This window comes from Streptomyces sp. NPDC057697, from assembly GCF_042799335.1.
GTDB lineage: Bacteria > Actinomycetota > Actinomycetes > Streptomycetales > Streptomycetaceae > Streptomyces.
Genome location: NZ_JBHVJA010000001.1, coordinates 1 through 25,114, shown reverse-complemented (window position 1 = coordinate 25,114; position 25,114 = coordinate 1). Strand labels below are relative to the sequence as shown.

Sequence of the window (25,114 nt, the reverse complement as noted above, 5' to 3'; positions counted from 1 at the left end):
ATGCGTTACGGGTAGGGGTGAGGGTCTTCCTGCTCAGTCTAGGCGGGTCAGACGCCCGGACTCACCGAGCTCATGTTGAAGTCGGGGATGCGCAGCGCGGGCATCGCGGCCCGGGTGAACCAGTCGCCCCACTCGCGCGGCAGCGTCCTTTCGGTGCGCCCCGCCTCCGAGGCCCGCGACAGCAGATCCACCGGCGACTCGTTGAACCGGAAGTTGTTCACCTCGCCGACGACCTCGCCGTCCTCGACGAGGTACACCCCGTCACGGGTGAGCCCGGTCAGCAGCAGGGTGGCCGGATCGACCTCGCGGATGTACCACATGCAGGTCAGCAGGAGGGCGCGCCCGGTCGTCGCGGCCACCATCTCCTCCAGGGACCGCTCACCGCCGCCCTCCAGCACCAGGTTGTCGATCGTCGGCGTGACCGGCTGCCCGGTCAGCCCCGCCGAGTGCCGGGTGGTCGTCAGATGCTCCAGACGGCCCTCCCGCAGCCAGTCGGTCGGCGCCAGCGGCAGACCGTTGTCGAAGACGGAGGCGCTGTCCCCCGAGGAGTGCGCGATCACGAACGGCGCCGACTCCAGACCCGGTGCGTACGGGTCGCTGCGGAGCGTCAGCGGCAGCTCGGAGAGCCGCTCGCCCACCCTGGTCCCGCCACCCGGCTTCGAGAACACCGTCCGGCCCTCCGCGGCGTCCCGCGCGGCCGACGACCACAGCTGGTAGATCAGCAGATCGGCGACGGCGGTCGGCGGCAGCAGCGTCTCGTACCGTCCGGCGGGCAGCTCGATACGGCGCTCGGCCCAGCGCAGCCGCCGCGCCAGGTCCGCGTCCAGCCCGACCGGGTCGACGTCCTTGAAGTCGCGCGTCGCGCGGCCCGCCCAGCACGAACGGGTGCGGTCGGGGGACTTGGCGTTGAGCTCCAGCTTCCCGGTCGGCTGGTCGTGGCGCAGCCGCAGCCCCGTCGACGTACCGAGGTAGGTCGAGGTCAGCTCGTGGTGGGCGAAGCCGTACAGCTCGCGGCCGCCGGAGCGGGCGCGGGCGAAGGCGTCGCCGAGCGCCGGGGCGAATTCGGCGAACACCTCCGAGTCGGTCTCGGCCGGTGCGTCCGTGAAGTCGGGCGACGCGGGCACCCCGGTGACCAGCGGCTGCGCGTCCTCCGCCGGCCCGGCCCCGCGCGCCGCGGCCTCGGCCGCCCTCACCAGCGGCTCCAGGTCGTCGGCGGTGACCGCGGACCGCGACACCACACCGGAGGCGGTGCCCTGCGCACCGTCGACGGTCGCGATGACGGTCAGGGTCCGCCCCCGGGTCACCCCGTTCGTGGTGAGCGCGTTGCCGGCCCAGCGCAGATTCGCGGACGACTCCTCGTCGGCGATGACCACGCAGCCGTCGGCGGTGGACAGTTCGAGCGCCCGCTCGACGATCTCGTGCGGCTTGCTGACCCGGCTCATCGTCCGGCCTCCTGCGTCGTATTGAGGATGTTCACGCCACGGAAGAGGGCGGAGGGGCAGCCGTGCGAGACGGCCGCGATCTGGCCGGGCTGGGCCTTGCCGCAGTTGAAGGCGCCGCCCAGGACATAGGTCTGCGGGCCGCCGACCTTCTCCATCGAGCCCCAGAAGTCCGTCGTCGTCGCCTGGTACGCGACGTCACGCAGCTGCCCGGCCAGCCTGCCGTTCTCGATCCGGAAGAACCGCTGACCGGTGAACTGGAAGTTGTACCTCTGCATGTCGATCGACCAGGACCGGTCGCCGACCACGTAGATCCCGCGCTCGACCCCGCCGATCAGGTCCTCCGTGGACAGCCCGCCCGGATCCGGCCGCAGTGACACATTGGCCATCCGCTGGACGGGGACATGGCCCGGCGAGTCGGCGTACGCGCAGCCGTTGGAACGGCCCAGCCCCGTCAGCTTCGCGATCCGCCGGTCCAGCTGGTACCCGACCAGCGTCCCGTCCTTGATCAGGTCCCAGGACTGCGCCTGCACGCCCTCGTCGTCGTACCCGACGGTCGCGAGCCCGTGCTCGGCGGTGCGGTCCCCGGTCACGTTCATCACGGGGGAGCCGTACGCCAGCTTCCCCAGCTGGTCGAAGGTGGCGAACGACGTCCCGGCGTACGCCGCCTCGTAGCCCAGCGCCCGGTCCAGCTCGGTGGCGTGGCCGATCGACTCGTGGATGGTCAGCCAGAGATTGGACGGGTCGACGACCAGGTCGTACGTCCCCGCCTCGACGCTCGGCGCCCGCATCTTCTCGGCCAGCAACCCGGGGATGCTCTCCAGCTCCGCGTCCCAGTCCCAGCCGGTCCCGGTCAGGTACTCCCAGCCACGGCCCGCCGGCGGGGCGATCGTCCGCATCGAGTCGAACTCACCGGTGCTCCCGTCCACGGCGACCGCGGTGAACTGCGGGTGCAGCCGCACACGCTGCTGGGTGGTCACGGTCCCGGCCGTGTCCGCGTAGAACTTGTTCTCGTGGACGGTCATCAGCGAGGCGTCCACATGCGCGACGCCCTCGGCGGCGAGGAGCCGGCCGCTCCACTCGGCGAGCAGCCCCGCCTTCTCCTCGGCCGGTACGCCGAACGGATCGATGTCGTACGCCGAGACCCAGGTCCGCTCGCCGTGCACCGGCTCCTCGGCCAGCTCGACCCGCTCGTCGGAACCGGCCGCCGCGATCACCCTGGCCGACAGCTTCGCCATGGCGACGGCCTGCGAGGCCACCTTCGCCGCGGCGCCCATCGTCAGGTCCACCCCGGACGCGAAGCCCCACGCCCCGCCGTGCACCACCCGCACCGCGTAGCCGAGATCGGTGGTGTCCGAGGACCCGGCGGGCCGGGCGTCCCGCAGCCGCCAGGACGCGCTGCGCACCCGCTCCAGCCGGAAGTCGGCATGCGTGGCGCCCAGCGCCCGCGCGCGGGCGAGCGCCGCGTCGGCGAGGGACCGCAGGGGCAGGTCCAGGAATGACTGATCTACCTCATGAGGCATGTAGTACTCCGTCTTTTCGACATGTGTCCGCAGTGAACCATGTCGTGTGCCGGGGGCGACCGGCCACAGGTTTCCCGGCCGAGTCCTCCGCGGACGGCGCGTGGCGCGGATCCGCTCGGACGCCCGCGCCGCGGGGCGGCGGTCGGTCGACGCGCACCCGACTGTAGGAACCCCACAGTGCCCGGAGGGAGGCGCTGTCAGGGGCCGATTCCTCGTGGAGCACCTGGTACCGATAGGTTTTCGATGTACCAGACCGCTAGGGAAAGGGTGATCCGTTGAGCCGCTCGGTTCTCGTCACCGGAGGAAACCGGGGCATCGGCCTCGCCATCGCCCGCGCTTTCGCCGACAACGGCGACAAGGTCGCGATCACCCATCGCTCCGGCGAGCCGCCCGCGGCGCTCACCGAGGCCGGTGTTCTCGCGGTCCGGTGCGACATCACCGACGCCGAGCAGGTGGAGCAGGCCTACAAGGAGATCGAGGAGAAGCACGGTCCCGTCGAGGTGCTGGTCGCCAACGCCGGTATCACCAAGGACCAGTTGCTGATGCGGATGTCCGAGGACGACTTCACGTCCGTGCTCGACACCAACCTCACCGGCACCTTCCGCGTCGTCAAGCGCGCCAACCGCGGCATGCTGCGCGCCAAGAAGGGCCGCGTCGTCCTCATCTCCTCCGTGGTCGGGCTGCTCGGTTCGGCCGGGCAGGCCAACTACGCGGCCTCCAAGGCGGGTCTGGTCGGCTTCGCCCGCTCGCTGGCCCGTGAGCTCGGCTCCCGCAACATCACCTTCAACGTCGTCGCGCCCGGTTTCGTCGACACCGACATGACGCAGGTGCTCACCGAGGAGCAGCGCAAGGGCATCGTGTCCCAGGTGCCGCTCGGCCGCTACGCGCAGCCCGAGGAGATCGCCGCCGCGGTGCGCTTCCTCGCCTCCGACGACGCGTCGTACATCACTGGAGCCGTCATCCCCGTTGACGGCGGATTGGGCATGGGTCACTGATCACCATGAGCGGAATTCTCGACGGCAAGCGCATCCTCATCACCGGGGTGCTGATGGAGTCGTCCATCGCGTTCCACACCGCCAAGGTGGCCCAGGAGCAGGGCGCGGAGATCATCCTGACCGCCTTCCCGCGGCCCACGCTGACGGAGCGCATCGCCAAGAAGCTGCCCGCGCCGGCCAAGGTCATCGAGCTGGACGTGACCAACGCCGAGCACCTGGACCGGCTCGCCGGTCTGGTGAAGGACGAGATCGGTTCGCTCGACGGCGTCGTCCACTCCATCGGCTTCGCGCCGCAGGACGCCCTCGGCGGCAACTTCCTCAACACCCCCTTCGAGTCCGTCGCCACGGCGATGCATGTCTCGGCGTTCTCGCTGAAGTCGCTCGCCATGGCCTGCAAGCCGCTGATGAGCGAGGGCGGCTCGATCGTCGGCCTCACCTTCGACGCGCAGTTCGCCTGGCCGCAGTACGACTGGATGGGCCCGGCAAAGGCCGCCCTGGAGGCGACCTCCCGCTACCTCGCCCGCGACCTGGGCAAGGACGGGCTGCGCTGCAACCTGGTCTCCGCCGGACCGATCGGTTCGATGGCCGCCAAGTCCATCCCGGGCTTCGGCGAGCTCGCCGACGTGTGGAACACCCGCTCCCCGCTGGCGTGGGACATGTCCGACCCGGAGCCGGCCGGCCGTGCCATCGTGGCGCTGCTCTCGGACTTCTTCCCGAAGACGACGGGCGAGATCATCCACGTCGACGGCGGCGTGCACATGATGGGCGCCTGACCCCGTACGACGGGCTCCGCCCCCACGAGCCGCGTACCGCCTCCCCGGAGGTGGTACGCGGCTCGTCCGCGTGCGCCCCTTCGCCCCGCTCAACTCGTAAAGACGGTCGATCCACCGCAGAATGTGGTGAACCGGACTTCCGGTCGGGCTTCGGGAGGAGGTCGCCATGCGCTCCATACGTCGCCGGACCGGGGCCCTGCTGGCGGCCGCCATAGCTCTCGCCGGACTCGCCGCCCCGGTGGGGATATCCATGGCGGGCCGGGCGGGAGCAGGGGCACCAGCCCCCGCGGCTCCCAGCCCGGAACCCGCCGGAGCCGAATGCCGTACGTCGGTCCGGGGCTCCCGGGTCGTCGTCTACTGCCACAACCCCTACCCCTCCACCGACCGCGTACAGCTGCACACCGAATGCCGCCGCTGGTGGGACATCGACGCCGACGCCACCCCGGTCGACGTGGGCCCGGGACGGACCGTCCGGCTCGACGACCGCTGCTGGAAGGAAGTCGGCACCGTCTGGGTCACGCACCGGGTACGCGACGCCGTCCCGGACCGACCGGCCTGATCAGGGCCGAGCACCCGGACGGAAGGCACCGAGCATCCGGACGGAAGGCACCGAGCATCCGGACGGACGGACGATCCAAGGCCGGATCGGCACCCGAACGGATGGGCGATCCCAGGGCCGGATCAGCACCCGGGCGGACGACGCCAGGGCCAGGACCAGCATCCGGACGGATGAGGCCGCCTGCCGGCAGCCCCAGGACCCGGTCCGTCAGACCCGGTCCGTCAGACCCGGTCCATCAGACAGCGCAGCGTATGGCCCGCGGCCTCGGCCGCCGCCGTTTCCCCGTCACCGGCGCGGATCGCCTCGACCAGCCCCGCGTGGTCCATGTGGTTCTCCGGCCGCAGCTCATGACCGATGTCGCCCCTGAGGTAGTGGCGCAGCAGATCGCCCAGGTCGGCGTAGAGACCGGTCAGCACCTCGTTGTGCGAGGCGGCCACCACCGCCAGATGCAGCGTCGCGTCCGCCGCGACGAACGCCTCGGCGTCACCCGCGGCCCAGGTCTCCTCCCTGCGCGCCATGAGCGCGTCCAACTGCTTCAGATCCCGCTCGGTACGCCGGGTGGCGGCCAGCCTCGCCGCCGACGACTCCAGGGTGGAGCGCAGCTCGGCCACATGGGCCGGATCGGCCGAGGCGAAACGGCGGTGCATCACCCCGGCCAGTTCGCTGGTGGCGACGACATAGGTGCCCGACCCCTGCCGGATGTCCAGCAGGCCGTTGTGCGCGAGGGCGCGCACGGCCTCCCGGACGGTGTTGCGGGCCACCCCCAGCTGCTCCACCAGTTCGGGCTCGGTGGGAATGCGGGAACCCACGGGCCATTCGCCCGAGGTGATCTGATTCCTGAGCTGGGCAATCACCTGGTCGGCGAGTGCCGAACGCCGCGGAGACGTCAGCGCCATGGTGCTCCTTGGTCGGGTTGCTGGAGGCGGTGGGGGCGACGGGGGAGTCGCCGTGCCTGGAGCGCATGGTCTCAGAGGTGCTCCGGACGGATTGGACAATCAATCATCCCATGATTCTATGATGACCTCATGCCAGATGACGAGACCCGGACCCTGAGCCCCGCCACCCCGGCGCAGGCCCCCACGAAACCCACGGCCCCACGGCCCGCCGAGGCCGCCCACGGACCCGCTCCCTGGATGCTCCGGCTGGTCGCCGTCGGACTGGTCCTCACCGCGCTGAACCTCCGCCCCGCGATCACCAGCCTCGGCGCCCTCCTCGAAGAGGTGCGGGACGGGCTGCACATGAGCGGCAGCGTCGCCGGGGTCCTCACCTCCGTACCGCCGCTCTGTTTCGCGGTCTTCGGCATCATGGCGCCGCGCCTCGCCCGCCGCTTCGGTCCGGGCGCGGTTGTCTGCGCCGGGATGGTCGCGATCACCGCCGGTCTGGTGATCCGGCCGCTCGTCGGCGGGACGGCCGGTTTCGTCGCCGCGAGTGGCCTCGCCCTCATGGGCATCGCCGTCAGCAACGTCCTGATGCCGGTCATCGTCAAGCGCTGGTTCCCGGACCGGGTCGGCTCCATGACCGGGCTCTACTCGATGGCCCTGGCCCTCGGCACCTCGCTCGCCGCCGCGGTGACCGTGCCCATGACCAGCGCGCTGGGCGGCAGCTGGCGGCTGGGGCTCGGCGTCTGGGCCGTGCTCGCCGCCGTCGCGATCCTGCCCTGGATACCGGTGGTACGGGACCGCAGCGGCACCCCCGGGCAGCCCGCCGCCCAGCCCGTCGGCGCCCCGGCCCTGAGGATCACCCGCAGCCGCACCGCCTGGGCGCTCGCCTGCTTCTTCGGCCTCCAGGCCACCGCCGCGTACATCACCATGGGGTGGATGCCGCAGATCTTCCGTGACGCCGGGGTCTCGGCCGGTACGGCGGGTGTGCTGCTCGCCGTCACCATGGCGATGGGCGTACCGCTCGCCTTCGTCATCCCCAGGGTCGCCGGCCGGATGAAGAACCAGGGCCCGATCGTCCTCGTCCTCGGCAGCTGCGGACTCATCGGCTACGCGGGCCTCTACCTCGCCCCGGCCGGCGGGGCCTGGGCCTGGGCCCTGCTCCTCGGCATCTCGAACTGCTCCTTCCCGCTCGCCCTCACCATGATCGGCATGCGGTCGCGCACCGGCGCGGGAGTGGTCCGGCTGTCCGCGTTCGCCCAGTCCGTCGGCTATCTGATCTCGATCCCGGGACCGCTGCTGATCGGTGTGCTCTACCAGCACAGCGGCGGCTGGGAGCTGCCGATCGCGCTGATGGCGGGCCTCATGGTGCCCCAGATGGCGGTCGGATTCCTGGCCGGGCGGGACCAGACGATCGAGAACGAATGCTGAGATGCGAGACTGAGCCCATGTCTCCTGTGCTCGACCCGAACCCCCAGAACGGTCAGAAGAAGCTCCTCGTCGTCCTCGGCGCGATGCTCCTGATCACCGTGATCGTCGCCGTGATCGCCTCGATCGCGTCACCCTGAGCCGCCCGGCCCCGGGAGGCGGTGGTGGTGCCAGCCCCCGCATCCCTTAGGGGGCCAGGGTCAGGGTGAACTGGGTGGGTCGCCGGATGGGGCCGGCGGTCCCGGATCCGTAGGTTTTCGGTATCAGCACCGATGACCCACGGAGGCGGACATGCCGGCCCGAACGCACACCCCGACCACCCACGCCGCCACGGGCAGGGTCGAGGTCCGGCTGCCGTGGTGGGCCGTCGCGCTGCCCGCGCTCGCCTTCGCCGTACTGCTGCTGCTGATCATGGGATCGGGGGAGGCGCACGCCGAGACCACCGCCCCGGCGGTCAACCGGTTGCTTGAGCGAATCGCGGCCCTGGTGACCCGCTGACGTCGCGCGCGCACCCCGTGGAAGCCCTTCAACACCCTGCGCCGGACGGCACATTTCGTGCGAAGCTGAGGTGTATGAGCGTCGATACACCTCGCAGGATCGTCCTTCTCAGGCACGCAAAGGCGGAATGGTCGCAGGACTCCGACCACGAACGGCCGCTCGCGGAGCGCGGCCGCAAGGATGCCCCCGTCGCAGGCCGCAAACTCGTCGACTCCGGGATCGACCTCGATCTGGCCCTCTGCTCCACCGCGGCCAGGACGCGCGAGACATGGAAGCTCGCCGTCCACGAGATGCCGCACCGCCCGAGGACCGTGTACGAGGAGCGGCTGTACGAGGCGTCCCTCGGCGACCTCATCGCCCTCATCAACGAGACCCCCGACGATGTGCGCGACCTCCTCGTCATCGGCCACAACCCCGGCATGCACGCGGTCGCCGACGCACTCTCGGATTCGGCCGAGGGCGACGCCCTGGCCCGGATGAACCGCGGCGGCTTCCCCACCGCCGCCTTCGCCGTCGTCGAGTTCACCGGCTCCTGGAAGGGCGTGGAGCACGGAGTGGGCAAGCTGGTCGAGTACTGGACGCCCAACGACTGATCCCGCCGCCGTACGACGCAGGGCCCCGGTGCATCCCGCACCGGGGCCCTGCGTCGTACGCGCGAAGGCGTCATGCGTATGTATGTGTATGTGTATGTGTATGTCGGGTGTACGCGCTGGTCATGTGCGTACGCCTGGCCGTGCGCGCGCGTGCGTGGACGCCGTGCGCGCGTACGCGTGGCCGTGGCGTACGAGTGTCGCGAACGCGTCAGTCGACGAGACCGTCGGCGGCCTCGACCTCCTCGCGCGTGATGCCCAGCAGATACAGCACGGTGTCCAGGAACGGCACGTTCACCGCGGTGTGCGCGGCCTCGCGCACCACCGGCTTGGCGTTGAAGGCCACCCCGAGCCCGGCGGTGTTCAGCATGTCCAGGTCGTTGGCGCCGTCACCGATCGCGACGGTCTGCGCCAGCGGCACCCCGGCCTGCTCGGCGAAGCTGCGCAGCAGCCGGGCCTTGCCGGCCCGGTCGACGATGTCGCCGACGACCCGCCCCGTGAGCTTTCCGTCGACCACTTCCAAGGTGTTGGCAGAGGCGAAGTCCAGCCCGAGCCGTTCCTTCAGATCGTCGGTGACCTGGGTGAACCCGCCCGAGACCACCCCTACTTGGTAGCCGAGCCGCTTCAGCGTACGGATCAGGGTCCGCGCGCCGGGCGTCAGCCGTACCTCGGCGCGCACCTTGTCCACCACCGAGGCGTCGAGCCCGGCCAGCAGCGCCACCCGCGCGTGCAGCGACTGTTCGAAGTCGAGCTCGCCGCGCATCGCCTGTTCGGTCACCTCGGCGACCTTGTCCTCGCAGCCCGCGTGCGCCGCGAACAGCTCGATGACCTCGTCCTGGATGAGCGTGGAGTCGACGTCCATGACGACCAGTCGCTGCGCCCGGCGGCTCAGCCCGGCCGACACCACGGCGACGTCGACGCCGATGCCGGCGGCCTCCGTCGCCAGCGCGGTCCGCAGCTGTTCGGTCCCGGTGCCGGACACCGCGAACTCGACCGCCGTGACCGGGTACTTCGCGAGCCGGAAGATACGGTCGATATTGCCTCCGGTGGAGGTGATCGTGGCCGCTATGGCGGCGGTCGACTCCGCGGTCAGCGGGTGCCCGAGCACCGTCACATGGGAACGTCCGTCGCCGCGCGGCCGGTTGTCGCCCGTACCGGAGATGATCTCGGCCTGGAGCTTCAGCGACTCGGCCCAGCTGTGCACGGTCGCCCGCAGATCGCCCTCGGTGGTGCCGTCGGCGGTCGGGGCGGTGACCAGCGCGCACAGGACGATGCGGCCACGGGTGACGACCTGCTCGATGTCGACGACATCGACCGAGTAGGCGGCGAGGGTGTCGAAGAGCCCGGCGGTGATGCCGGGGCGGTCCTTCCCGAAGATCTTCACGAGAAGGGTGGGTGTGCCGGTGCCCCGACGGGACTCGGGGGGCTCAGAGGACTCAGGAGACGAGGAGGACCGAGGTGGCTGAGATGCGCTCATGGTGCTTCCACCGTATCGGTCCTTCCCGGGCTGCCGGAGGTCCGTCCCGAGGACCGGACAGCGGGTCGGCCCCGTCTCCCCGCCCTGAGCGTCCGCCCCGTGACGGACCGCGCGCGTCCGGATCCGCCCGGTGTCCGCCGGACGGCCGGCGGCGGGCCGTGATGCCGGGAATGCGCCGTTGACCGATGCTTCGTACACACTCGGCACGCTTGCCGCCCCCGGCCTCGTTACTTCGTGTCGGCACCGTAACGATGCAGGCCCGGGTGGGGTCTTCGCCCCGCCCGACTTTCGTATCCGGGACTGCTCCTGGAATAGTTCCCCACGATGTTCAGCATCCCTAGGCCCCCTGCGACGGGGGCGACACGGGGGACAACTAGTGGGGCGCGGAGTGCCGGAACTCGTACTGGAATTGAATGGAAGGACCTGGACGCTCGATCCGTCCAGGCCGTACACCCTCGGGCGCGATCCGCAGGGCGACCTGACGATCGACGACGCCAGGGTGTCGTGGCGGCATGCCACGATCAGCTGGGCGGGCCGTGGCTGGTTCATAGAGGACCACGGCAGCACCAACGGCACGTATGTGCAGGGCAGCCGGATCCAGCAGCTGGAGATCGGCCCCGGCACCGTCGTCCATCTGGGCAACGCCACCGACGGGCCGCGGCTGAGTCTCACCGCCGCCGCGGCGGGCGCCGAGGTGCACGGCGGACACGGCGCGGATGCCCAGCAGGCTCCCGCCCAGCAGCAGCCGCAGCCCCAGCAGGCTCCGGCGCAGCAGCCCCAGCAGGGCGGCTGGCCCGGCCAGCAGGCTCCCGTCCCGCAGCAGCCGCAGCAGGGCTGGCAGCAGCAGGCCCCCCAGGGCCCGCCCCAGCAGCCCGTGCAGCCCCATGTGCCGCAGCAGCAGGGCATGGCGGGGACGCCCGGCGGGGCCGCGGGGGCCCCGGCGGCCTACGGCGACCGCAGCCCGACCACGTTCCACCGGCTGGATCTCGACCGCGTCATGCGGATCGGTCGTGCGCTGGAGAACGAACTGGTCGTCTCCGACCTCCAGGTCTCGCGCCACCACGCCGAGTTCCACGCGACGCCCGACGGCCGATTCGAGATACGTGACCTCGGATCCCACAACGGCACGTACGTCAACGGCCAGCCGCTCGCCAAGTCCGGCTCCGCGCTCATCGGCCCCAACGACATCGTCGGCGTCGGCCACTCGACCTTCCGCCTGGTCGGCGACCGGCTGGAGGAGTTCGTCGACACCGGCGAGGTCTCCTTCTCCGCCCGCCACCTCACGGTGACCGTCGACGGCGGGAAGCAGATCCTCAAGGACGTCTCCTTCGGCGTCCCGGAGAAGTCGCTCATCGCGGTCATCGGCCCGTCGGGATCCGGAAAGTCCACCCTGCTGAAGGCGCTCACCGGCTACCGGCCCGCCAACCAGGGCGATGTCCTCTACGACAACCGGAACCTGTACAAGCAGTTCGCCGAGCTGCGCCAGCGCATCGGTCTGGTCCCGCAGGACGACATCCTGCACAAGGAACTCACCGTCACCAAGGCCCTCAAGTACGCGGCCAAGCTCCGCTTCCCCGCGGACACCACCGAGGCCGAGCGCCAGGCCCGGATCCACGAGGTCCTCGCCGAGCTCAAGCTCGACATCCACAAGGACAAGAAGGTCACCTCGCTCTCCGGCGGCCAGCGCAAGCGCGTCTCCGTCGCCCTGGAGCTGCTCACCAAGCCGTCGCTGATCTTCCTGGACGAGCCGACCTCCGGCCTCGACCCGGGCATGGACCGCGATGTCATGCAGCTGCTGCGCGGGCTGGCCGACGACGGGCGCACCGTCCTGGTCGTCACGCACTCCGTCGCCGAGCTGGCGATCTGCGACAAGCTGCTGGTCATGGCGCCGGGCGGTTCCGTCGCCTACTTCGGCCCGCCGGAGGAAGCGCTCAACTTCTTCGGCTACACCACCTGGGCCGATGTCTTCTCGGCCTTCGAGAGCTACCGCGACTACGACTGGGCGGGCCGCTGGCGCGGTTCGCAGCACTACCAGATGTACGCCGCGGACATCGACGCCGTCGCCGCGCAGTCCGTGCACATGCCGCCCCCGCAGCAGCTGCGCCCGCCCAAGCCGCAGAGCTGGTCGGCCCAGCTGTGGACGCTGATGCGCCGGTACGTCTCGGTGATCGCGTCCGACAAGGGCTTCATGGGCCTGATGGTGATCCTGCCCGCCGTGCTCGGCATCGTCAGCGTGGTCATCCCGGCCAAGTTCGGACTGGCCCCGCCGGACCCGCCGTCCCGGTTCAACAGCGCCGCCGGAACGATCATGCTGATCCTCGCGGTCGGCATGTGCTTCTCCGGCGCGGCCAACTCCGTACGAGAACTGATCAAGGAGCGCGTCATCTACGAACGGGAACGGGCCACCGGCCTGTCCCGCTCCGCCTATCTGATGTCCAAGGTGATCGTCCTCGGCGTGATCACCGCCATCCAGGGCGTCATCATCTGCGGCATCGGCTTCGCCACCCGCGAGCTGCCGGCCGAGGGCCTGATCATGCCGCCGGCCGTCGAGATCTGCCTGACGATCATCGTGCTCGGCTTCACCTCGATGATGTTCGGCCTGGTCATCTCCTCGCTGGTGAAGACCGCCGAGAAGACCATGCCGCTGCTGGTCATGTTCGCGATCGTCCAGGTCGTCTTCACCGGCATCCTCTTCCAGGTCTACGGATCGCCCGGCCTGGAGCAGTTCGCCTGGCTGATGCCGTCCCGCTGGGCCATCGCTGGCGCGGGCACGACGCTGGACCTCTCGCACCTCATGGCGCCGTGGGACCCCAAGAACCCGACCGACCTGGACCCGCTGTGGGAGCACACGGCCGGTCAGTGGGGGATCAACATCTCCGTACTGCTGCTGCTCGGCATCGCCTGCGGCTTCGTGGTCGCGCGACTGCTGCGCCGCCACGAGCCGGAGGTCATGCGCAAGTAGCGCGGCCACCAGGCACCGGACGCCGAAGGGCGGCACCCCGCGCGGGGTGCCGCCCTTCGGCGTGTGCGGACGCGCTCCGGAGAGTCGCGCCGCCGGTCAGTACGCGCTGTTGACGTTGTCCATCGAGCCGTACTTGTCGGCCGCGTAGTTGGCCGCGGCCGTGATGTTGGCGACCGGGTCGTAGATGTTCCACGAGGTGCCCGGGACGTGGTACGCGTTGAACGTCGGCTGGATGACCTGGAGCAGGCCGCAGGACGGGGTGCCGTTCTGGGCGTTGACGTCCCAGCCGTTGACCGCGTTCGGGTTGCCGGTCGACTCACGCATGATGTTGCGGTGCAGACCCTCGTACGAACCCGGGATGCCGTGGGTCCGCATGATGTCCAGTGCCTGGTTGATCCAGCCGTCCAGGTTGTTGGCGTAGACCGGGGTGCGGACCTCGGAGCGGCTGGCGGCCTGCGTCTCGGTGCGCTTCGCGGCGGTGGCCTCGCTCTTCACCCGGGCTGCGGCCTTCGCCCTCGCCTCGGCCTTCGCGGCCTTCTCGGCCTTCGCAGCCTTCACGGCGGCGGCCTTCTTGGCCTTGGCGAGGTCGGCGGCCTTCACCAGCTTCTCGGCGGTGGAGTGCTGCTCGATGATGCTGGCCTGCACGGCCTTGGCCTGCGGAGTACCGGCGACCGACGTGAAGACCGCGGGGGCCGCGGACGCGGGAGCCGCTGCCTCGGGCTTGGGGTCGGCATTGGCGGGGACGAGCGAGAACGAGAGTGCGGCGACGGCCATGGCGGAGATACCCGCGACGGAGAGCTTCTGGGTCTTGTTCAGGCGACGACGACGGCCGGAGGTGCTGGACAGGGACATGCAGACGTACCTCTTCGAATCGCGGAAGTCCTCACGGAGGACGAAGACGGGAAGCGGCGTATTCGCATCTCCGTCGGGGACGAGTGCAATTCTTAGCGCCAGCAAAATCCGGTGGCAAAGGTGTGACGTACGAACCCCGGTAGTGGACCGGGGGCCCGCTCGAACGTGTCGGGCCGCGCTCATGACCACTGATGCGGCGCTTATGTATCCACTAGCGGACTTCGTAAGTGACGTGGGTCCTATGCCCGGCCTCACATCGACCAGGTAACAACCTGACCAACCGTTGCTCCAGCAATTCGGAGGGTGAGGCTCCGGTGCTTTCGCGGCCCGCGCCCCGGCCGCCGGACCGGCTTTCCGGCGTACGGACCGGGGGGGCGGGGGGAACGGGGCCCGGAAGTCCTAGGGCAGTCCGAAGACAGGTCCTAGTCCCCGCGCCCTAATCCGCGGCCGTCCACAGGCCGATACGGCGTTCGAGCCCCGCCGGTACGGTGAGGCCATGAGCCACCGCCCACCGTCGGGTCTCGCAGCCGTGAGCGCCGCCCTGCTCGCCATGAGCAGGCACCTCGAAGTGCGCGACGTCCTGAAGACGATCGTCGCCTCGGCCCGCGAGCTGCTGGACGCCGAATACGCGGCCCTGGGTGTCCCCGACGACCACGGCGGCTTCGCCCAGTTCGTCGTCGACGGAGTCAGCGACGAGCAGTGGAAGGCCATCGGCCCGCTGCCCCGGCAGCACGGCATCCTCGCCGCGATGCTCCACGAGGCGAAGGCCGAGCGCCTCGCCGACGTCCGCAAGGACCCCCGCTTCGAGGGCTGGCCCGAAGCCCACCCCGACATGTCCGACTTCCTGGGCCTGCCCATCAGGGACGGCGAGGAGATCATCGGCGCGCTCTTCCTCGCCAACAAGCGCTGCCCCAAGCCCGAGGGCAGCTGCGGCTTCACCGCCGAGGACGAGGAACTGCTGTCCACCCTCGCCCAGCACGCGGCGATCGCCCTCACCAACGCCCGGCTCTACGAACGCAGCCGGGAGCTCACCATCGCCGAGGAGCGCTCCCGGCTCGCCCACGAGCTGCACGACGCGGTCAGCCAGAAGCTCTTCTCGCTGCGGCTCACGGCCCAGGCCGCCACCGCCCTGGTGGACCGCGACCCGGTCCGCGCCAAGGGCGAGCTCCAGCAGGTCGCCGCGCTCGCCGCGGAAGCCGCGGAGGAGCTGCGCGCCGCCGTCGTCGAGCTGCGCCCCGCGGCGCTCGACGAGGACGGTCTCGTCGCCACCCTCCGTACCCAGATCCAGGTCCTCGACCGGGCCCACTCGGCCCGGGTCACCTTCGAGAGCCTGGGCATACGGGCCCTGCCCGCCGCCCAGGAGGAGGCGCTGCTCCGGGTCTCCCAGGAAGCCCTGCACAACGCGCTGCGCCACTCCGGCGCGGACCGGGTCGACGTCACGCTGGCCCGGCACGGCAACGGCACGCTGCTGCGGATCACCGACGACGGCAGCGGCTTCGAACCCGCGGCGACCCGGCAGGCCGGCCGGCACCTGGGCCTGGTGTCGATGCGGGACCGGGCCGGCGGCGTGGGCGGCAGGCTCACCGTTGAATCGGCGCCCGGCAAGGGCACCACGATCGAGATGGAGGTGCCCGGTGGCTGACAAGACCATCAGGGTGCTGCTGGTCGACGACCACCAGGTGGTCCGCCGCGGTCTGCGTACGTTTCTGGAGATCCAGGACGACATAGAAGTGGTCGGCGAGGCGGCCGACGGCGCCGAGGGCGTGGCCAGGACCGAGGAGCTCCGCCCCGATGTCGTGCTGATGGACATCAAGATGCCCGGCACCGACGGCATCGAGGCCCTGCGCAGACTCCGCGAGCTGGAGAATCCGGCCAAGGTCCTCATCGTCACCAGCTTCACCGAGCAGCGCACCGTGGTCCCCGCCCTGCGCGCCGGGGCTTCCGGCTACGTGTACAAGGACGTCGACCCGGACGCCCTGGCCGGCGCCATCCGCTCGGTGTACGCGGGCCACGTCCTGCTCCAGCCGGAGGTCGCGGGGGCCCTGCTCGCCCAGGAGGACCCCGGCAGCGGTACGGGGCGGGGGAGCACGCTCACCGAACGGGAACGGGAGGTGTTGGGCCTGATCGCCGACGGCCGCTCCAACCGCGAGATCGCGCGGGCGCTGGTCCTCTCCGAGAAGACCGTCAAGACCCATGTCTCGAACATCCTGATGAAGCTGGACCTCTCGGACCGGACCCAGGCGGCCCTCTGGGCCGTCCGGCACGGGGCGGCGGACTGACGGCGGGCCGAGCGGGAAACTCTCTCCCGCCGCCCCGTCTTCTCGCGCCGTCCCCGTCCCCCTCTCCTTCCGCCGCCCCCGCCTCTCCCCGCCGCCGCCCCCTTCTCCTTCCGGCCCTCCCGGGCCGGAATTCATAACTGAGATTCATACTGTCGGGTGTATGTCACCCGGACGGCGCAACCTGTCCGAGAGGCGGCCGTTCTCCAGGGTGCTGCGGCGGATTCGCCGCAGCCACGCTAGGAGGATCCTGAAGTGAAGAACCTGAAGAAGGCCGCTGCCGTCACCATGATCGCCGGTGGCATCATCGCCGCCGGTGCGGGCGCGGCCTCCGCCGCCGGCGCCGGTGCCCACGGCGCCGCGGCCCACTCCCCGGGTGTGGTCAGCGGCAACACCATCCAGGTGCCGGTGCACGTCCCGGTGAACGTGGTCGGCAACACGGTCAACGTGATCGGCCTGCTCAACCCGGCCTTCGGCAACTTCGGCCTGAACGGCTGACCGGCCCCGTAGCCCGCTGACGGCTCCACGGTCACAGCGCGCCGGACGGGCGCATCGAGCCCCGTCCGGCGACGCGGAGCGGCCTGGCCCCGAGGCGTCCGGCGACCCGCCGTCCGCCCCGAACCACGCCCGTCCACCCGCGACGACGCCGGGGCGTCCGGCGACCCGCCGTCCGGTGACGTGGAGCCGCCCGTCGGCCCCCGGGGCGTCCGGCGACCCGCCGTCCGCCCGAACCACGCCCGTCCACCCCGCGACGGCGCCGGGAGCCCGCCCGCCACCTGGACCACCTGGGCCACCGCTTCCCGCCCGTCCGTCCGCTTTCGAACAGCGCCGAGTGCCCAGTCGCAGCGTGGGCCACGATGCTCCGCAGCCCGCAGCCCGCAGCCCGCAGCCCGCAGCCCGCAGCCCGCAGCCCGCAGCCCGCAGCCCGCAGCCCGCAGCCCGCAGCCCGCAGCCCGCAGCACCCTGTGCCCGCCTTCCGACGGCGCCGGGAGCCCGCCCGCCACCTGGACTACCTGGGCCACCGCTCCACGCCCGTCCGTCCGTCTTCGGACCTGCTGGGAGCCTGCGGCCCCACGGCCTACCGTTCCCGCTCGCGCTCCTCCACATACGCGTTGTACGCGGCCACCTGAGCCCGCCGGGCCACCCGCTCCACCGGCCGCAGCGCCTCGCCCCGGGCCGCGATCTCCGAAGCGCTCACCGCCCCGCCGTGCCCGTTCTCGTACGCCACCGAGATCAGCAGCCCCACCCGCTGCGCAAGCTCCAGCACCCGCACGGCCCGCGGCGGATACCCCGGGGCCAGCACCTCGCGCCCCCGCTCCGCCCGCGCCCGGTACGCGTCCACCGCCGCCTCGGCCACCGGCCCCGAACCGGCCACGTCCAACCGCGACAGCACCGCCGTCGCGTCCCGCAACCCCTCGGCCAGCTCCCGCTCCGCCTCGCTCAGCGAGGGCACATCGGCCGGCGGAGCCTCCCGTACCGGCAGACACCGCCACACCACCTCGACGTGCAGATCCCTGTCCGGGCCCACCTCGCGCACCTCGGGAACCAGTCCGTACGGGGCGCCGAAGCCCACCACCGCCTCCTCGGCCTCCAGCGCCCGCGCGTTGAAGTCCGGCGGACCGCTCAGCCCCAGCGGATGCCCCGGAGCGGGCAACGCCACCCGGAAACCCGTCACCCCCAGCCCCCGCAGCCGTCCGAGCGCCAGCGTGAGCCCGACCGGCCCCGCCTCGCCCGGCAGTCCCTCGACGCGGTGCACCGCGTCCTCCCCGACAATGGCGAGCGCCGCCTCGTCCGGCGACACCAGTCCCGCCAGAAGCGCGTTTCCCCAAGCGGCCAACAGCCCTGAGCGTGGTTCCGAAAGCATGGGAACAGCCTAGGGAACGCGCCCGGGGCCTGTCGTCACGCGGGCCCAGCGCCGGGAGCACTCGTACGGTGGCGTAGATTTCCCTGGAGGCTGTGCCCACAGGCACCGACGATCTCGACACTGCATGGGGAGACAACGCGCCATGAGCGATGTACTGGAGCTGGTGGACGTATCCGTGGTCCGCGACGGACGCGCTCTGGTGGACGACGTCTCCTGGTCGGTCAAGGAGGGGGAGCGCTGGGTCATCCTCGGCCCGAACGGCGCCGGCAAGACCACCCTCCTCAACCTCGCGTCCAGCTACCTCTTCCCGAGCACCGGCACCGCCCGGGTCCTCGGCGAGCAGCTCGGCGGCGTCGGCACCGACGTCTTCGAGCTCCGCCCCCGCATCGGCATCGCGGGCGTCGCCATGGCCGAGAAGCTGCCCAGGCGCCAGACCGTGCTGCAGACGGTCCTCACCGCCGCGTACGGCATGACCGCCACCTGGCACGAGAACTACGAGGCCGTCGACGAGGAGCGCGCCCGCGCCTTCCTCGACCGGCTCGGCATGACCGAGTACCTCGACCGCAAGTTCGGCACCCTGTCCGAGGGCGAGCGCAAGCGCACCCTGATCGCGCGCGCCATGATGACCGACCCCGAGCTGCTGCTCCTCGACGAGCCGGCGGCGGGACTCGACCTCGGCGGCCGCGAGGACCTGGTCCGCCGCCTCGGCCGGCTGGCCCGCGACCCCTACGCCCCCTCCATGATCATGGTGACCCACCATGTCGAGGAGATCGCCCCGGGATTCACCCACGTCCTGATGATCCGCCAGGGCAAGGTGCTCGCCGCGGGCCCCATGGAGACCGAACTCAGCTCCCGCAACCTCTCCCTCTGCTTCGGACTGCCGCTCGTCGTCGAGCACACCGGCGACCGCTACACGGCCCACGGACTGCCGCTCTCGTAGGAAGCGCCCGCGCCCGCCCCCGCCCCCGCGCGGTCCCCGTAACGGACACGACGGGCGCGACGGGCGCGAGGCGCACGACGGCACGGCGGACATGACGGACACGACGGCCCGGCGGGCGCAGTCGACCGCTTGCGCCCTGTCCGCGAGGGCGTTCGCGGTTCTACGATGACCACGTGGACATCGACGCGTGGGTGTGGTGGCTGATCGGCGCGGTGGGACTGGGCATCCCCCTCGTCCTGACCGCGATGCCCGAATTCGGCATGTTCGCCGTCGGAGCGATCGCCGCGGCGGTGGTCGCGGCACTCGGCGGCGGCATCGTGGCCCAGGTGCTGGTCTTCGCCGTGGTCTCCGTGGCGCTCGTCGCCGTGGTCCGTCCGATCGCCGCGAGACACCGCTCCGACCGGCCTCGACTGACCACCGGCATCGACGCCCTGAAAGGCCGTCAGGCCGTCGTCCTGGAACAGGTCGACGGCAGCGGCGGCCGGATCAAGCTGGCCGGGGAGATCTGGTCCGCCCGCGCGCTCGACGAGGGCCAGAGCTTCGCACCCGGCCAACAGGTCGATGTCGTCGACATCGACGGGGCCACGGCAGTCGTCATGTGACCGAACCACCCACAAGGCAGCGCACGTTCTGTCAGACTCGATGTCGATCATCATGAGATCGGGGCCGGGCACCACATCCGGTCCCTCCCGCGATTTCGACCTCGATCATCGCGATCCGTCGGCAACCGAAGGGCAACGAGGAACACGATGCAACCGATCATCATCGTTCTGATCATTCTGGTGGTGCTCGTCTTCATCGCCCTGATCAAGACGATCCAGGTCATCCCGCAGGCCAGCGCCGCCATCGTGGAGCGTTTCGGCCGCTACACCCGCACGCTCAACGCAGGCCTGAACATCGTCGTTCCATTCATCGACTCCATCCGCAACCGCATCGACCTCCGCGAACAGGTCGTGCCGTTCCCGCCCCAGCCGGTGATCACCCAGGACAACCTGGTCGTCAACATCGACACCGTCATCTACTACCAGGTGACCGACGCGAGGGCCGCGACCTACGAGGTCGCCAGCTATATCCAGGCGATCGAGCAGCTCACCGTCACCACTCTCCGCAACATCATCGGTGGCATGGACCTGGAGCGGACCCTGACCTCCCGCGAGGAGATCAACGCGGCCCTGCGCGGAGTCCTCGACGAGGCCACCGGCAAGTGGGGCATCCGCGTCAACCGCGTCGAGCTCAAGGCGATCGAGCCGCCCACCTCCATCCAGGACTCGATGGAGAAGCAGATGCGCGCCGACCGTGACAAGCGCGCCGCGATCCTCCAGGCCGAAGGAACGCGCCAGTCCGCGATCCTCACCGCGGAGGGCGAGAAGCAGTCCGCGATCCTGCGGGCCGAGGGTGAGGCCAAGGCATCCGCGCTGCGCGCCGAGGGCGAGGCCCAGGCCATCCGTACGGTCTTCGAGTCCATCCACGCCGGTGACCCCGACCAGAAGCTCCTCTCGTACCAGTACCTCCAGATGCTCCCGAAGATCGCCGAGGGCGATGCCAACAAGCTCTGGATCGTGCCCAGCGAGATCGGCGACGCCCTCAAGGGCCTCAGCGGCGCCTTCGGCAACCTCGGCAACGGCGCCCCGGGCTTCGACACCGGCAAGGAGCGCCGGGAGCAACCCCCGGTCGAATGACGCGTACACGCCCCGTGCATGATCAGTGCACCAAGCACCGATCATGTACGGGGGATTCGCCATGAACACCTGGGAGATGCTCGCCGTCTTCACCGCGGGCATCAGCGCGGGCGCCATCAACACGATTGTCGGCTCGGGAACGCTGATCACCTTCCCCGTGCTGCTCGCGGTCGGCCTGCCGCCGGTCACCGCCACCGTCTCCAACGGCCTGGGCCTGATCCCCGGCTCGGTCAGCGGCGCCATCGGCTACCGCGAGGAACTCCGAGGACAGGGCCGCCGCGTACTCAAATTCGCCGCCGGCGCCCTCATCGGCGGCCTCACCGGCGCCACCCTCCTGATGTCGCTGCCGCCCACGGCCTTCGAAACCATTGTGCCGGTCCTGGTGGCGCTGGCCCTCGTCCTGGTCATCCTGCAACCACGCATCAGCAAAGCGGTTCAGCGCCGACGCGAACACAGCGGCACCCACGCCCGCACCGACGGCGGACCGCTCCTGTTCGCCGGACTGATGCTCGCCAGCGTCTACGGCGGCTACTTCACCGCGGCCCAGGGGATCATCTACCTCTCCCTGATGGGCATGCTGCTCGACGACACCATGCAGCGCCTCAACGCCGTCAAGAACGTCCTGGCCGCCGTCGTCAACAGCGTCGCCGCGCTCTTCTTTCTCTTCGTCGCGGACTTCGACTGGACGGCCGTCGTGCTCATCGCGGTCGGCTCCGCGCTGGGCGGCCAGATCGGCGCCCGGATCGGCCGCCGCCTCAGCCCCACGGTCCTGCGCGCCCTCATCGTCGTGGTCGGCACGGCCGCCATCGTCCAGCTGCTGCTCCGCTGACGGAAGGAGGCCCGCCTCCCCCCGAAGGCGGGCCCCACCACGACGACGGGCGTACGCCGCCTACGCCGCGGCGCGGTCCAGCCACTCCGGCAGCTCCGACCGCTCACCGGCCCCCATGGCCAGCAGCATCGCCTGCGCCGGAGACGGCACGAACGGCTGCCGCAGCAGCGGCATCCCCGCCTGCTCCGGCGTCCGGGCCGCCTTGCGGTGATTGTCCTCGGCGCAGGACGCCACCGTGTTGAGCCAGGTGTCCTGACCCCCCTGGGCGCGCGGTACGACATGGTCGACGGTGCTCGCCCGCCGCCCGCAGTACGCGCACCGGTGCTGGTCCCGTATCAGCACCCCCCTCCGGGACCACGGGGCATGTCTTCGGAACGGCACCCGTACGTACCGGCAGAGCCTGATCACCCGGGGCACCGGAATGTCCACGGCGGCACCACGCATGCGGAGATCGGGATGCGACTGCTCGACGACGGCCTTGTCCTGCAGAACCAGCACCACCGCACGGTTCAGCGTCACCGTCGACAGCGGCTCGAAGCTCGCGTTCAGTACCAGCGTGTCCCGCATCTCGCCCACCTCCCGTGTGCCGCCCGCCCCCTGGCAGGCCCGGATCAACTCTGGCCGGGCGAACCGTGATGGACAACGCAATAAAAAATGCCCTGCCCTGGTCTCTCCAGGACCAGGGCAGGGCAAACAGCGGGCGAACTCTCGGCGCGGGCGGAATCCTAGGCGGGCCCCGTGTACTCACCGATCAGCTGAGCACGGCCCAGCGTGTGGAACCGCAGATTGAACCCGACGACCGCGGGCGACGCGTCGCTGTCGACGCCCAGCTTCTCGGTGTCCACCGCGTACACGGTGAACACATAGCGGTGGTTCTCGCCGGCCGGCGGCGCGGCACCGCCGAACTCCTTCGACCCGTAGTCGTTACGGGCCTGCACGGCGCCGGCGGGCAGACCGCCGAACGTCCCGCTGCCCGCACCGGACGGCAGCTCCGTGACCGACGCGGGAATGTCGAAGACCACCCAGTGCCAGAATCCGCTGCCGGTGGGGGCATCGGGGTCGAAGCAGGTCACCGCGAAACTCTTGGTCTCCGCCGGAAAACCTTCCCACCGCAGCTGCGGCGAGGTGTTCCCGGCCGCGAACACCTGGGCGTCCGCCAGCACGGCACCGGGGGCGAGATCCTCGCTCACCACCGTGAACGACGGGACCTCCGGATGGAAGTCGTGCGGCAGCGGCGCCCTCTTCGGCTCGGTCACGTCAGCACCTCTCCTGATCGCTGTACTGCAGTCGGCGGGTCTCCGCCGACCCTAGTGCGTGTATAGAAGGTCCCGTCCGCCCGGCGGAGCCCGGTACGCCCTTCGGGCGGACGACGCCACTTTCGATACGCGGCTCAGAGCCAGTTGCGCCGACCGCCGACCTCGGCCAGCCATTGGTTGAGGTACGCCGCCCAGTCGGTCCCCTGGAAGTCGTGCAGCCCTACCTTGAAGGAGCGGTACGAGTCGCTGCCCTCGCTGAAGAGCCCCGACTTCTTGTCCATCTCCAGGACGACATCCATCTCGCGGTCGTCCGCGACGAACGTGAGCTCCACCTGGTTCAGCCCGCGGTACTGCTGCGGCGGGAAGAACTCGATCTCCTGGTAGAACGGCAGCCGCTGACGCGTACCGCGGATGTGACCACGCTCCATGTCCGCGCTGCGGAAGCCGAAGCCGAGCTGCCCGAAGGCGTCGAGGATGGCCTGCTGCGCGGGCAGCGGGTGCACGTTGATCGGGTCCAGGTCGCCCGAATCCAGCGCCCGCGCGATCTCCAGCTCCGTGGTCACTCCTATGTTCATGCCGTGCAGGTGGTGACCGGCGAACATGGTGATCGGCGTCTCCCACGGGATTTCGAGCCCGAAGGGAACGACGTGCACGGCACCGGCCCGCACCTCGAACGCGCCGCCGAGACGCAGCTTGGTGAACTCGATGTCCTGCTTGGTCTCCGTGTCGTTGCCCTCGACCTCGACCCGGGCCTGCAGACCCACGGAGAGTCCCTCGATCTGCTGATCCACGGACCCGCCCTGGATCCGCACCTCGCCCTGGACGACCCCGCCCGGTACGACATTGAGCTCGGAGAGCTCGGTCTCCACCGAGGCGCCACCGGCACCCAGACTCGCGAGCAGCCGCTTGAAGCCCATGTTTACTCCTCCTTGGTCCTGACCCCTACATACGCGCCATGACCGTAGTCGGTTCCCGGTACCCTCGACCGCCATGACCGAGGGCCTGGACCGTACGCCGCTGACACGCGATTTCTTCGACCGCCCCGTGCTGGAGGTGGCCCCCGATCTCCTGGGCCGGACCCTGGTGCGCACCACGCCCGACGGGCCCATCGAGCTCCGCCTCACCGAGGTGGAGGCGTACGCCGGCGAGATCGATCCCGGATCGCACGCCTTCAGGGGCCTCACCGCACGCAACAGCGTCATGTTCGGGCCGCCCGGCCACGCGTACGTCTATTTCACCTACGGCATGTGGCACTGCCTCAACCTGGTGTGCGGCCCCGAGGGCCACGCCAGCGGGGTGCTGCTCCGCGCCGGTGAGATCCAGGCCGGCGCCGAACTGACCCGCGAACGTCGAAACTCGGCCCGCAACGACAAGGAACTGGCCAAAGGACCGGCCCGCCTGGCCACCGCCCTCGACGTCGACCGGGCCCTGAACGGCACCGACGCCATCGCCCACCCGGGTGCCGACCTGTCCGTACTGCGCGGCACCCCACCCCCGCGCCACCAGGTACGCAACGGCCCGCGTACCGGAGTGGGCGGCGACGGAGCCACCCACCCCTGGCGCTTCTGGATCGACGGGGACCCCACAGTGAGCCCGTACCGGGCCCATGTGCCACGCCGCCGCGCAACTTGACTCGCCCCGGAGGGCCGCCTAATGTAGCCCGAGCCGCTTGAAACGGGTACTGCTGTCGGTACGGTCCATCGGACCGCACCCGAGCAACCCGGAGCGGCCAACCACTACCTACGAATCACCCTGGCGGGTGCGAATTCGGCATGCCGTAATTCAATCCCTTCGACTCGATTATGAGTCACCAAGGAAATCGGCTAAAGTAGTGGACACGCCGAAAGGCAAGGCCACTCCAAAGGCCACCGGAATTCAAATTCGGACCGGAAACGGAACGAAAAAGAGTCTGGTAAGGTTGGAACCGCCGGAAAGGGAAGCGCGAAAGCGAAGAACTGGAAAGCGAAAATGCAGGATCCCGCTTCGGCCGGGAATCGGACACGAAAGAGTCTGATAGAGTCGGAAACGCAAGACCGAAGGGAAAAGCCCGGAGGAAAGCCCCAGAGAGTGTTCTGCGGGTGAGTACAAAGGAAGCGTCCGTTCCTTGAGAACTCAACAGCGTGCCAAAAGTCAACGCCAGATATGTTGATACCCCGGCCTGCTTCGGCAGGTTGGTGGTTCCTTTGAAAGTCCTGCAGGGTCACTGACCCGGTAGGCAATTACACAGCGAGGACGCTGTGAACGACCGGTCTTATTCCGTCCGGTCGTTCCGCTCTCGTGTTGTGTTGTCCCGATC

At 70.3% G+C, this 25,114-nt stretch carries 25 protein-coding genes; 16 read left to right on the top strand and 9 right to left on the bottom strand.

Annotated elements, in window-relative coordinates; genetic code table 11:
* Window positions 1–47: 47 nt before the first annotated feature.
* Entirely contained in the window at window positions 48–1,442 is a 1,395-nt protein-coding gene (locus ACFVFH_RS00125) for a metallopeptidase TldD-related protein (protein ID WP_383761165.1), read from the bottom strand.
* Window positions 1,439–2,962, bottom strand: coding sequence for a TldD/PmbA family protein (locus ACFVFH_RS00120; protein ID WP_383761162.1), 1,524 nt, complete (start codon window positions 2,960–2,962; stop codon window positions 1,439–1,441). The genes ACFVFH_RS00125 and ACFVFH_RS00120 overlap by 4 nt, the downstream gene beginning before the upstream one ends.
* A gap of 275 nt (window positions 2,963–3,237) precedes the next feature.
* On the opposite strand from ACFVFH_RS00120, the gene fabG reads away from it, so the two are divergent.
* From fabG to ACFVFH_RS00105, 3 genes are all read left to right on the top strand, one after another.
* Window positions 3,238–3,957, top strand: a complete 720-nt coding sequence (gene fabG / locus ACFVFH_RS00115; RefSeq protein WP_383761160.1) for a 3-oxoacyl-[acyl-carrier-protein] reductase — start codon at window positions 3,238–3,240, stop codon at window positions 3,955–3,957.
* A gap of 5 nt (window positions 3,958–3,962) precedes the next feature.
* The gene (gene fabI / locus ACFVFH_RS00110; protein ID WP_383761158.1) at window positions 3,963–4,730 is read left to right on the top strand and encodes an enoyl-ACP reductase FabI; all 768 of its coding nucleotides are present in this window, start codon (window positions 3,963–3,965) and stop codon (window positions 4,728–4,730) included.
* A 166-nt stretch (window positions 4,731–4,896) separates the two neighbouring features.
* On the top strand, window positions 4,897–5,289 hold the full coding sequence (locus ACFVFH_RS00105; protein ID WP_383761155.1) for a hypothetical protein: 393 nt from the start codon (window positions 4,897–4,899) through the stop codon (window positions 5,287–5,289).
* Window positions 5,290–5,510: 221 nt separating this feature from the next.
* Here ACFVFH_RS00105 and ACFVFH_RS00100 read toward each other — a convergent pair whose 3' ends face one another.
* On the bottom strand, window positions 5,511–6,185 hold the full coding sequence (locus ACFVFH_RS00100) for a FadR/GntR family transcriptional regulator (RefSeq protein WP_383761152.1): 675 nt from the start codon (window positions 6,183–6,185) through the stop codon (window positions 5,511–5,513).
* 129 nt (window positions 6,186–6,314) lie between these two features.
* Here ACFVFH_RS00100 and ACFVFH_RS00095 point away from each other — a divergent pair, with 129 nt between their 5' ends.
* The 4 genes from ACFVFH_RS00095 (at window position 6,315) to ACFVFH_RS00080 (ending at window position 8,686) form a co-directional block, all read left to right on the top strand.
* Entirely contained in the window at window positions 6,315–7,598 is a 1,284-nt protein-coding gene (locus ACFVFH_RS00095) for a CynX/NimT family MFS transporter (protein WP_383761150.1), read from the top strand.
* Between the two features lie 26 nt (window positions 7,599–7,624).
* Window positions 7,625–7,735 (top strand): SGM_5486 family transporter-associated protein, encoded by a 111-nt coding sequence (locus ACFVFH_RS00090; protein ID WP_093539771.1) that lies wholly within the window; start codon window positions 7,625–7,627, stop codon window positions 7,733–7,735.
* A 151-nt stretch (window positions 7,736–7,886) separates the two neighbouring features.
* Complete coding sequence (locus ACFVFH_RS00085; protein WP_383761148.1) at window positions 7,887–8,093, top strand: hypothetical protein; 207 nt, start codon at window positions 7,887–7,889, stop codon at window positions 8,091–8,093.
* Between the two features lie 74 nt (window positions 8,094–8,167).
* The gene (locus ACFVFH_RS00080) at window positions 8,168–8,686 is read left to right on the top strand and encodes a SixA phosphatase family protein (RefSeq protein ID WP_383761145.1); all 519 of its coding nucleotides are present in this window, start codon (window positions 8,168–8,170) and stop codon (window positions 8,684–8,686) included.
* Window positions 8,687–8,894: 208 nt separating this feature from the next.
* Here the strand turns inward: ACFVFH_RS00080 and serB are convergent, their stop codons facing one another.
* Entirely contained in the window at window positions 8,895–10,160 is a 1,266-nt protein-coding gene (gene serB / locus ACFVFH_RS00075) for a phosphoserine phosphatase SerB (RefSeq protein WP_383761142.1), read from the bottom strand.
* Window positions 10,161–10,536: 376 nt separating this feature from the next.
* Here serB and ACFVFH_RS00070 point away from each other — a divergent pair, with 376 nt between their 5' ends.
* The gene (locus ACFVFH_RS00070; protein ID WP_383761140.1) at window positions 10,537–13,122 is read left to right on the top strand and encodes an FHA domain-containing protein; all 2,586 of its coding nucleotides are present in this window, start codon (window positions 10,537–10,539) and stop codon (window positions 13,120–13,122) included.
* A 96-nt stretch (window positions 13,123–13,218) separates the two neighbouring features.
* On the opposite strand, the gene ACFVFH_RS00065 is transcribed toward ACFVFH_RS00070, so the two are convergent.
* On the bottom strand, window positions 13,219–13,974 hold the full coding sequence (locus ACFVFH_RS00065; RefSeq protein WP_383761137.1) for a transglycosylase SLT domain-containing protein: 756 nt from the start codon (window positions 13,972–13,974) through the stop codon (window positions 13,219–13,221).
* Window positions 13,975–14,470: 496 nt separating this feature from the next.
* On the opposite strand from ACFVFH_RS00065, the gene ACFVFH_RS00060 reads away from it, so the two are divergent.
* The 3 genes from ACFVFH_RS00060 to ACFVFH_RS00050 all read left to right on the top strand — a co-directional run bounded on the left by ACFVFH_RS00060 (window position 14,471) and on the right by ACFVFH_RS00050 (window position 16,748).
* On the top strand, window positions 14,471–15,616 hold the full coding sequence (locus ACFVFH_RS00060; protein ID WP_383761134.1) for a GAF domain-containing sensor histidine kinase: 1,146 nt from the start codon (window positions 14,471–14,473) through the stop codon (window positions 15,614–15,616).
* Entirely contained in the window at window positions 15,609–16,253 is a 645-nt protein-coding gene (locus ACFVFH_RS00055) for a response regulator (protein ID WP_383761131.1), read from the top strand. Before ACFVFH_RS00060 ends, ACFVFH_RS00055 begins: the two co-directional genes overlap by 8 nt.
* 252 nt (window positions 16,254–16,505) lie before the next feature.
* The gene (locus tag ACFVFH_RS00050) at window positions 16,506–16,748 is read left to right on the top strand and encodes a chaplin family protein (protein WP_383761127.1); all 243 of its coding nucleotides are present in this window, start codon (window positions 16,506–16,508) and stop codon (window positions 16,746–16,748) included.
* Window positions 16,749–17,328: 580 nt separating this feature from the next.
* On the opposite strand, the gene ACFVFH_RS00045 is transcribed toward ACFVFH_RS00050, so the two are convergent.
* The gene (locus ACFVFH_RS00045; protein ID WP_383761125.1) at window positions 17,329–18,114 is read right to left on the bottom strand and encodes a hypothetical protein; all 786 of its coding nucleotides are present in this window, start codon (window positions 18,112–18,114) and stop codon (window positions 17,329–17,331) included.
* A 142-nt stretch (window positions 18,115–18,256) separates the two neighbouring features.
* Between ACFVFH_RS00045 and ACFVFH_RS00040 the strand changes: the two genes are divergently transcribed.
* From ACFVFH_RS00040 to ACFVFH_RS00025, 4 genes are all read left to right on the top strand, one after another.
* On the top strand, window positions 18,257–19,054 hold the full coding sequence (locus tag ACFVFH_RS00040) for an ABC transporter ATP-binding protein (protein ID WP_383761123.1): 798 nt from the start codon (window positions 18,257–18,259) through the stop codon (window positions 19,052–19,054).
* Between the two features lie 173 nt (window positions 19,055–19,227).
* Complete coding sequence (locus ACFVFH_RS00035; RefSeq protein ID WP_383761120.1) at window positions 19,228–19,656, top strand: NfeD family protein; 429 nt, start codon at window positions 19,228–19,230, stop codon at window positions 19,654–19,656.
* A 147-nt stretch (window positions 19,657–19,803) separates the two neighbouring features.
* Window positions 19,804–20,733: an SPFH domain-containing protein gene (locus ACFVFH_RS00030; RefSeq protein WP_072482952.1), complete on the top strand. Its 930-nt coding sequence runs from the start codon at window positions 19,804–19,806 to the stop codon at window positions 20,731–20,733.
* Between the two features lie 61 nt (window positions 20,734–20,794).
* On the top strand, window positions 20,795–21,562 hold the full coding sequence (locus tag ACFVFH_RS00025) for a sulfite exporter TauE/SafE family protein (protein ID WP_383761117.1): 768 nt from the start codon (window positions 20,795–20,797) through the stop codon (window positions 21,560–21,562).
* Window positions 21,563–21,622: 60 nt separating this feature from the next.
* Here ACFVFH_RS00025 and ACFVFH_RS00020 read toward each other — a convergent pair whose 3' ends face one another.
* The 3 genes from ACFVFH_RS00020 to ACFVFH_RS00010 form a co-directional block, all read right to left on the bottom strand.
* Window positions 21,623–22,129, bottom strand: coding sequence for an HNH endonuclease (locus tag ACFVFH_RS00020; RefSeq protein WP_383761115.1), 507 nt, complete (start codon window positions 22,127–22,129; stop codon window positions 21,623–21,625).
* 158 nt (window positions 22,130–22,287) lie between these two features.
* On the bottom strand, window positions 22,288–22,818 hold the full coding sequence (locus ACFVFH_RS00015) for a YbhB/YbcL family Raf kinase inhibitor-like protein (protein ID WP_383761112.1): 531 nt from the start codon (window positions 22,816–22,818) through the stop codon (window positions 22,288–22,290).
* Window positions 22,819–22,952: 134 nt separating this feature from the next.
* Window positions 22,953–23,735 (bottom strand): sporulation protein, encoded by a 783-nt coding sequence (locus tag ACFVFH_RS00010; protein ID WP_383761109.1) that lies wholly within the window; start codon window positions 23,733–23,735, stop codon window positions 22,953–22,955.
* A gap of 73 nt (window positions 23,736–23,808) precedes the next feature.
* On the opposite strand from ACFVFH_RS00010, the gene ACFVFH_RS00005 reads away from it, so the two are divergent.
* A complete protein-coding gene (locus ACFVFH_RS00005) occupies window positions 23,809–24,450 on the top strand; it encodes a DNA-3-methyladenine glycosylase (protein WP_383761106.1) in 642 nt (213 codons plus the stop codon).
* Window positions 24,451–25,114: the final 664 nt, after the last annotated feature.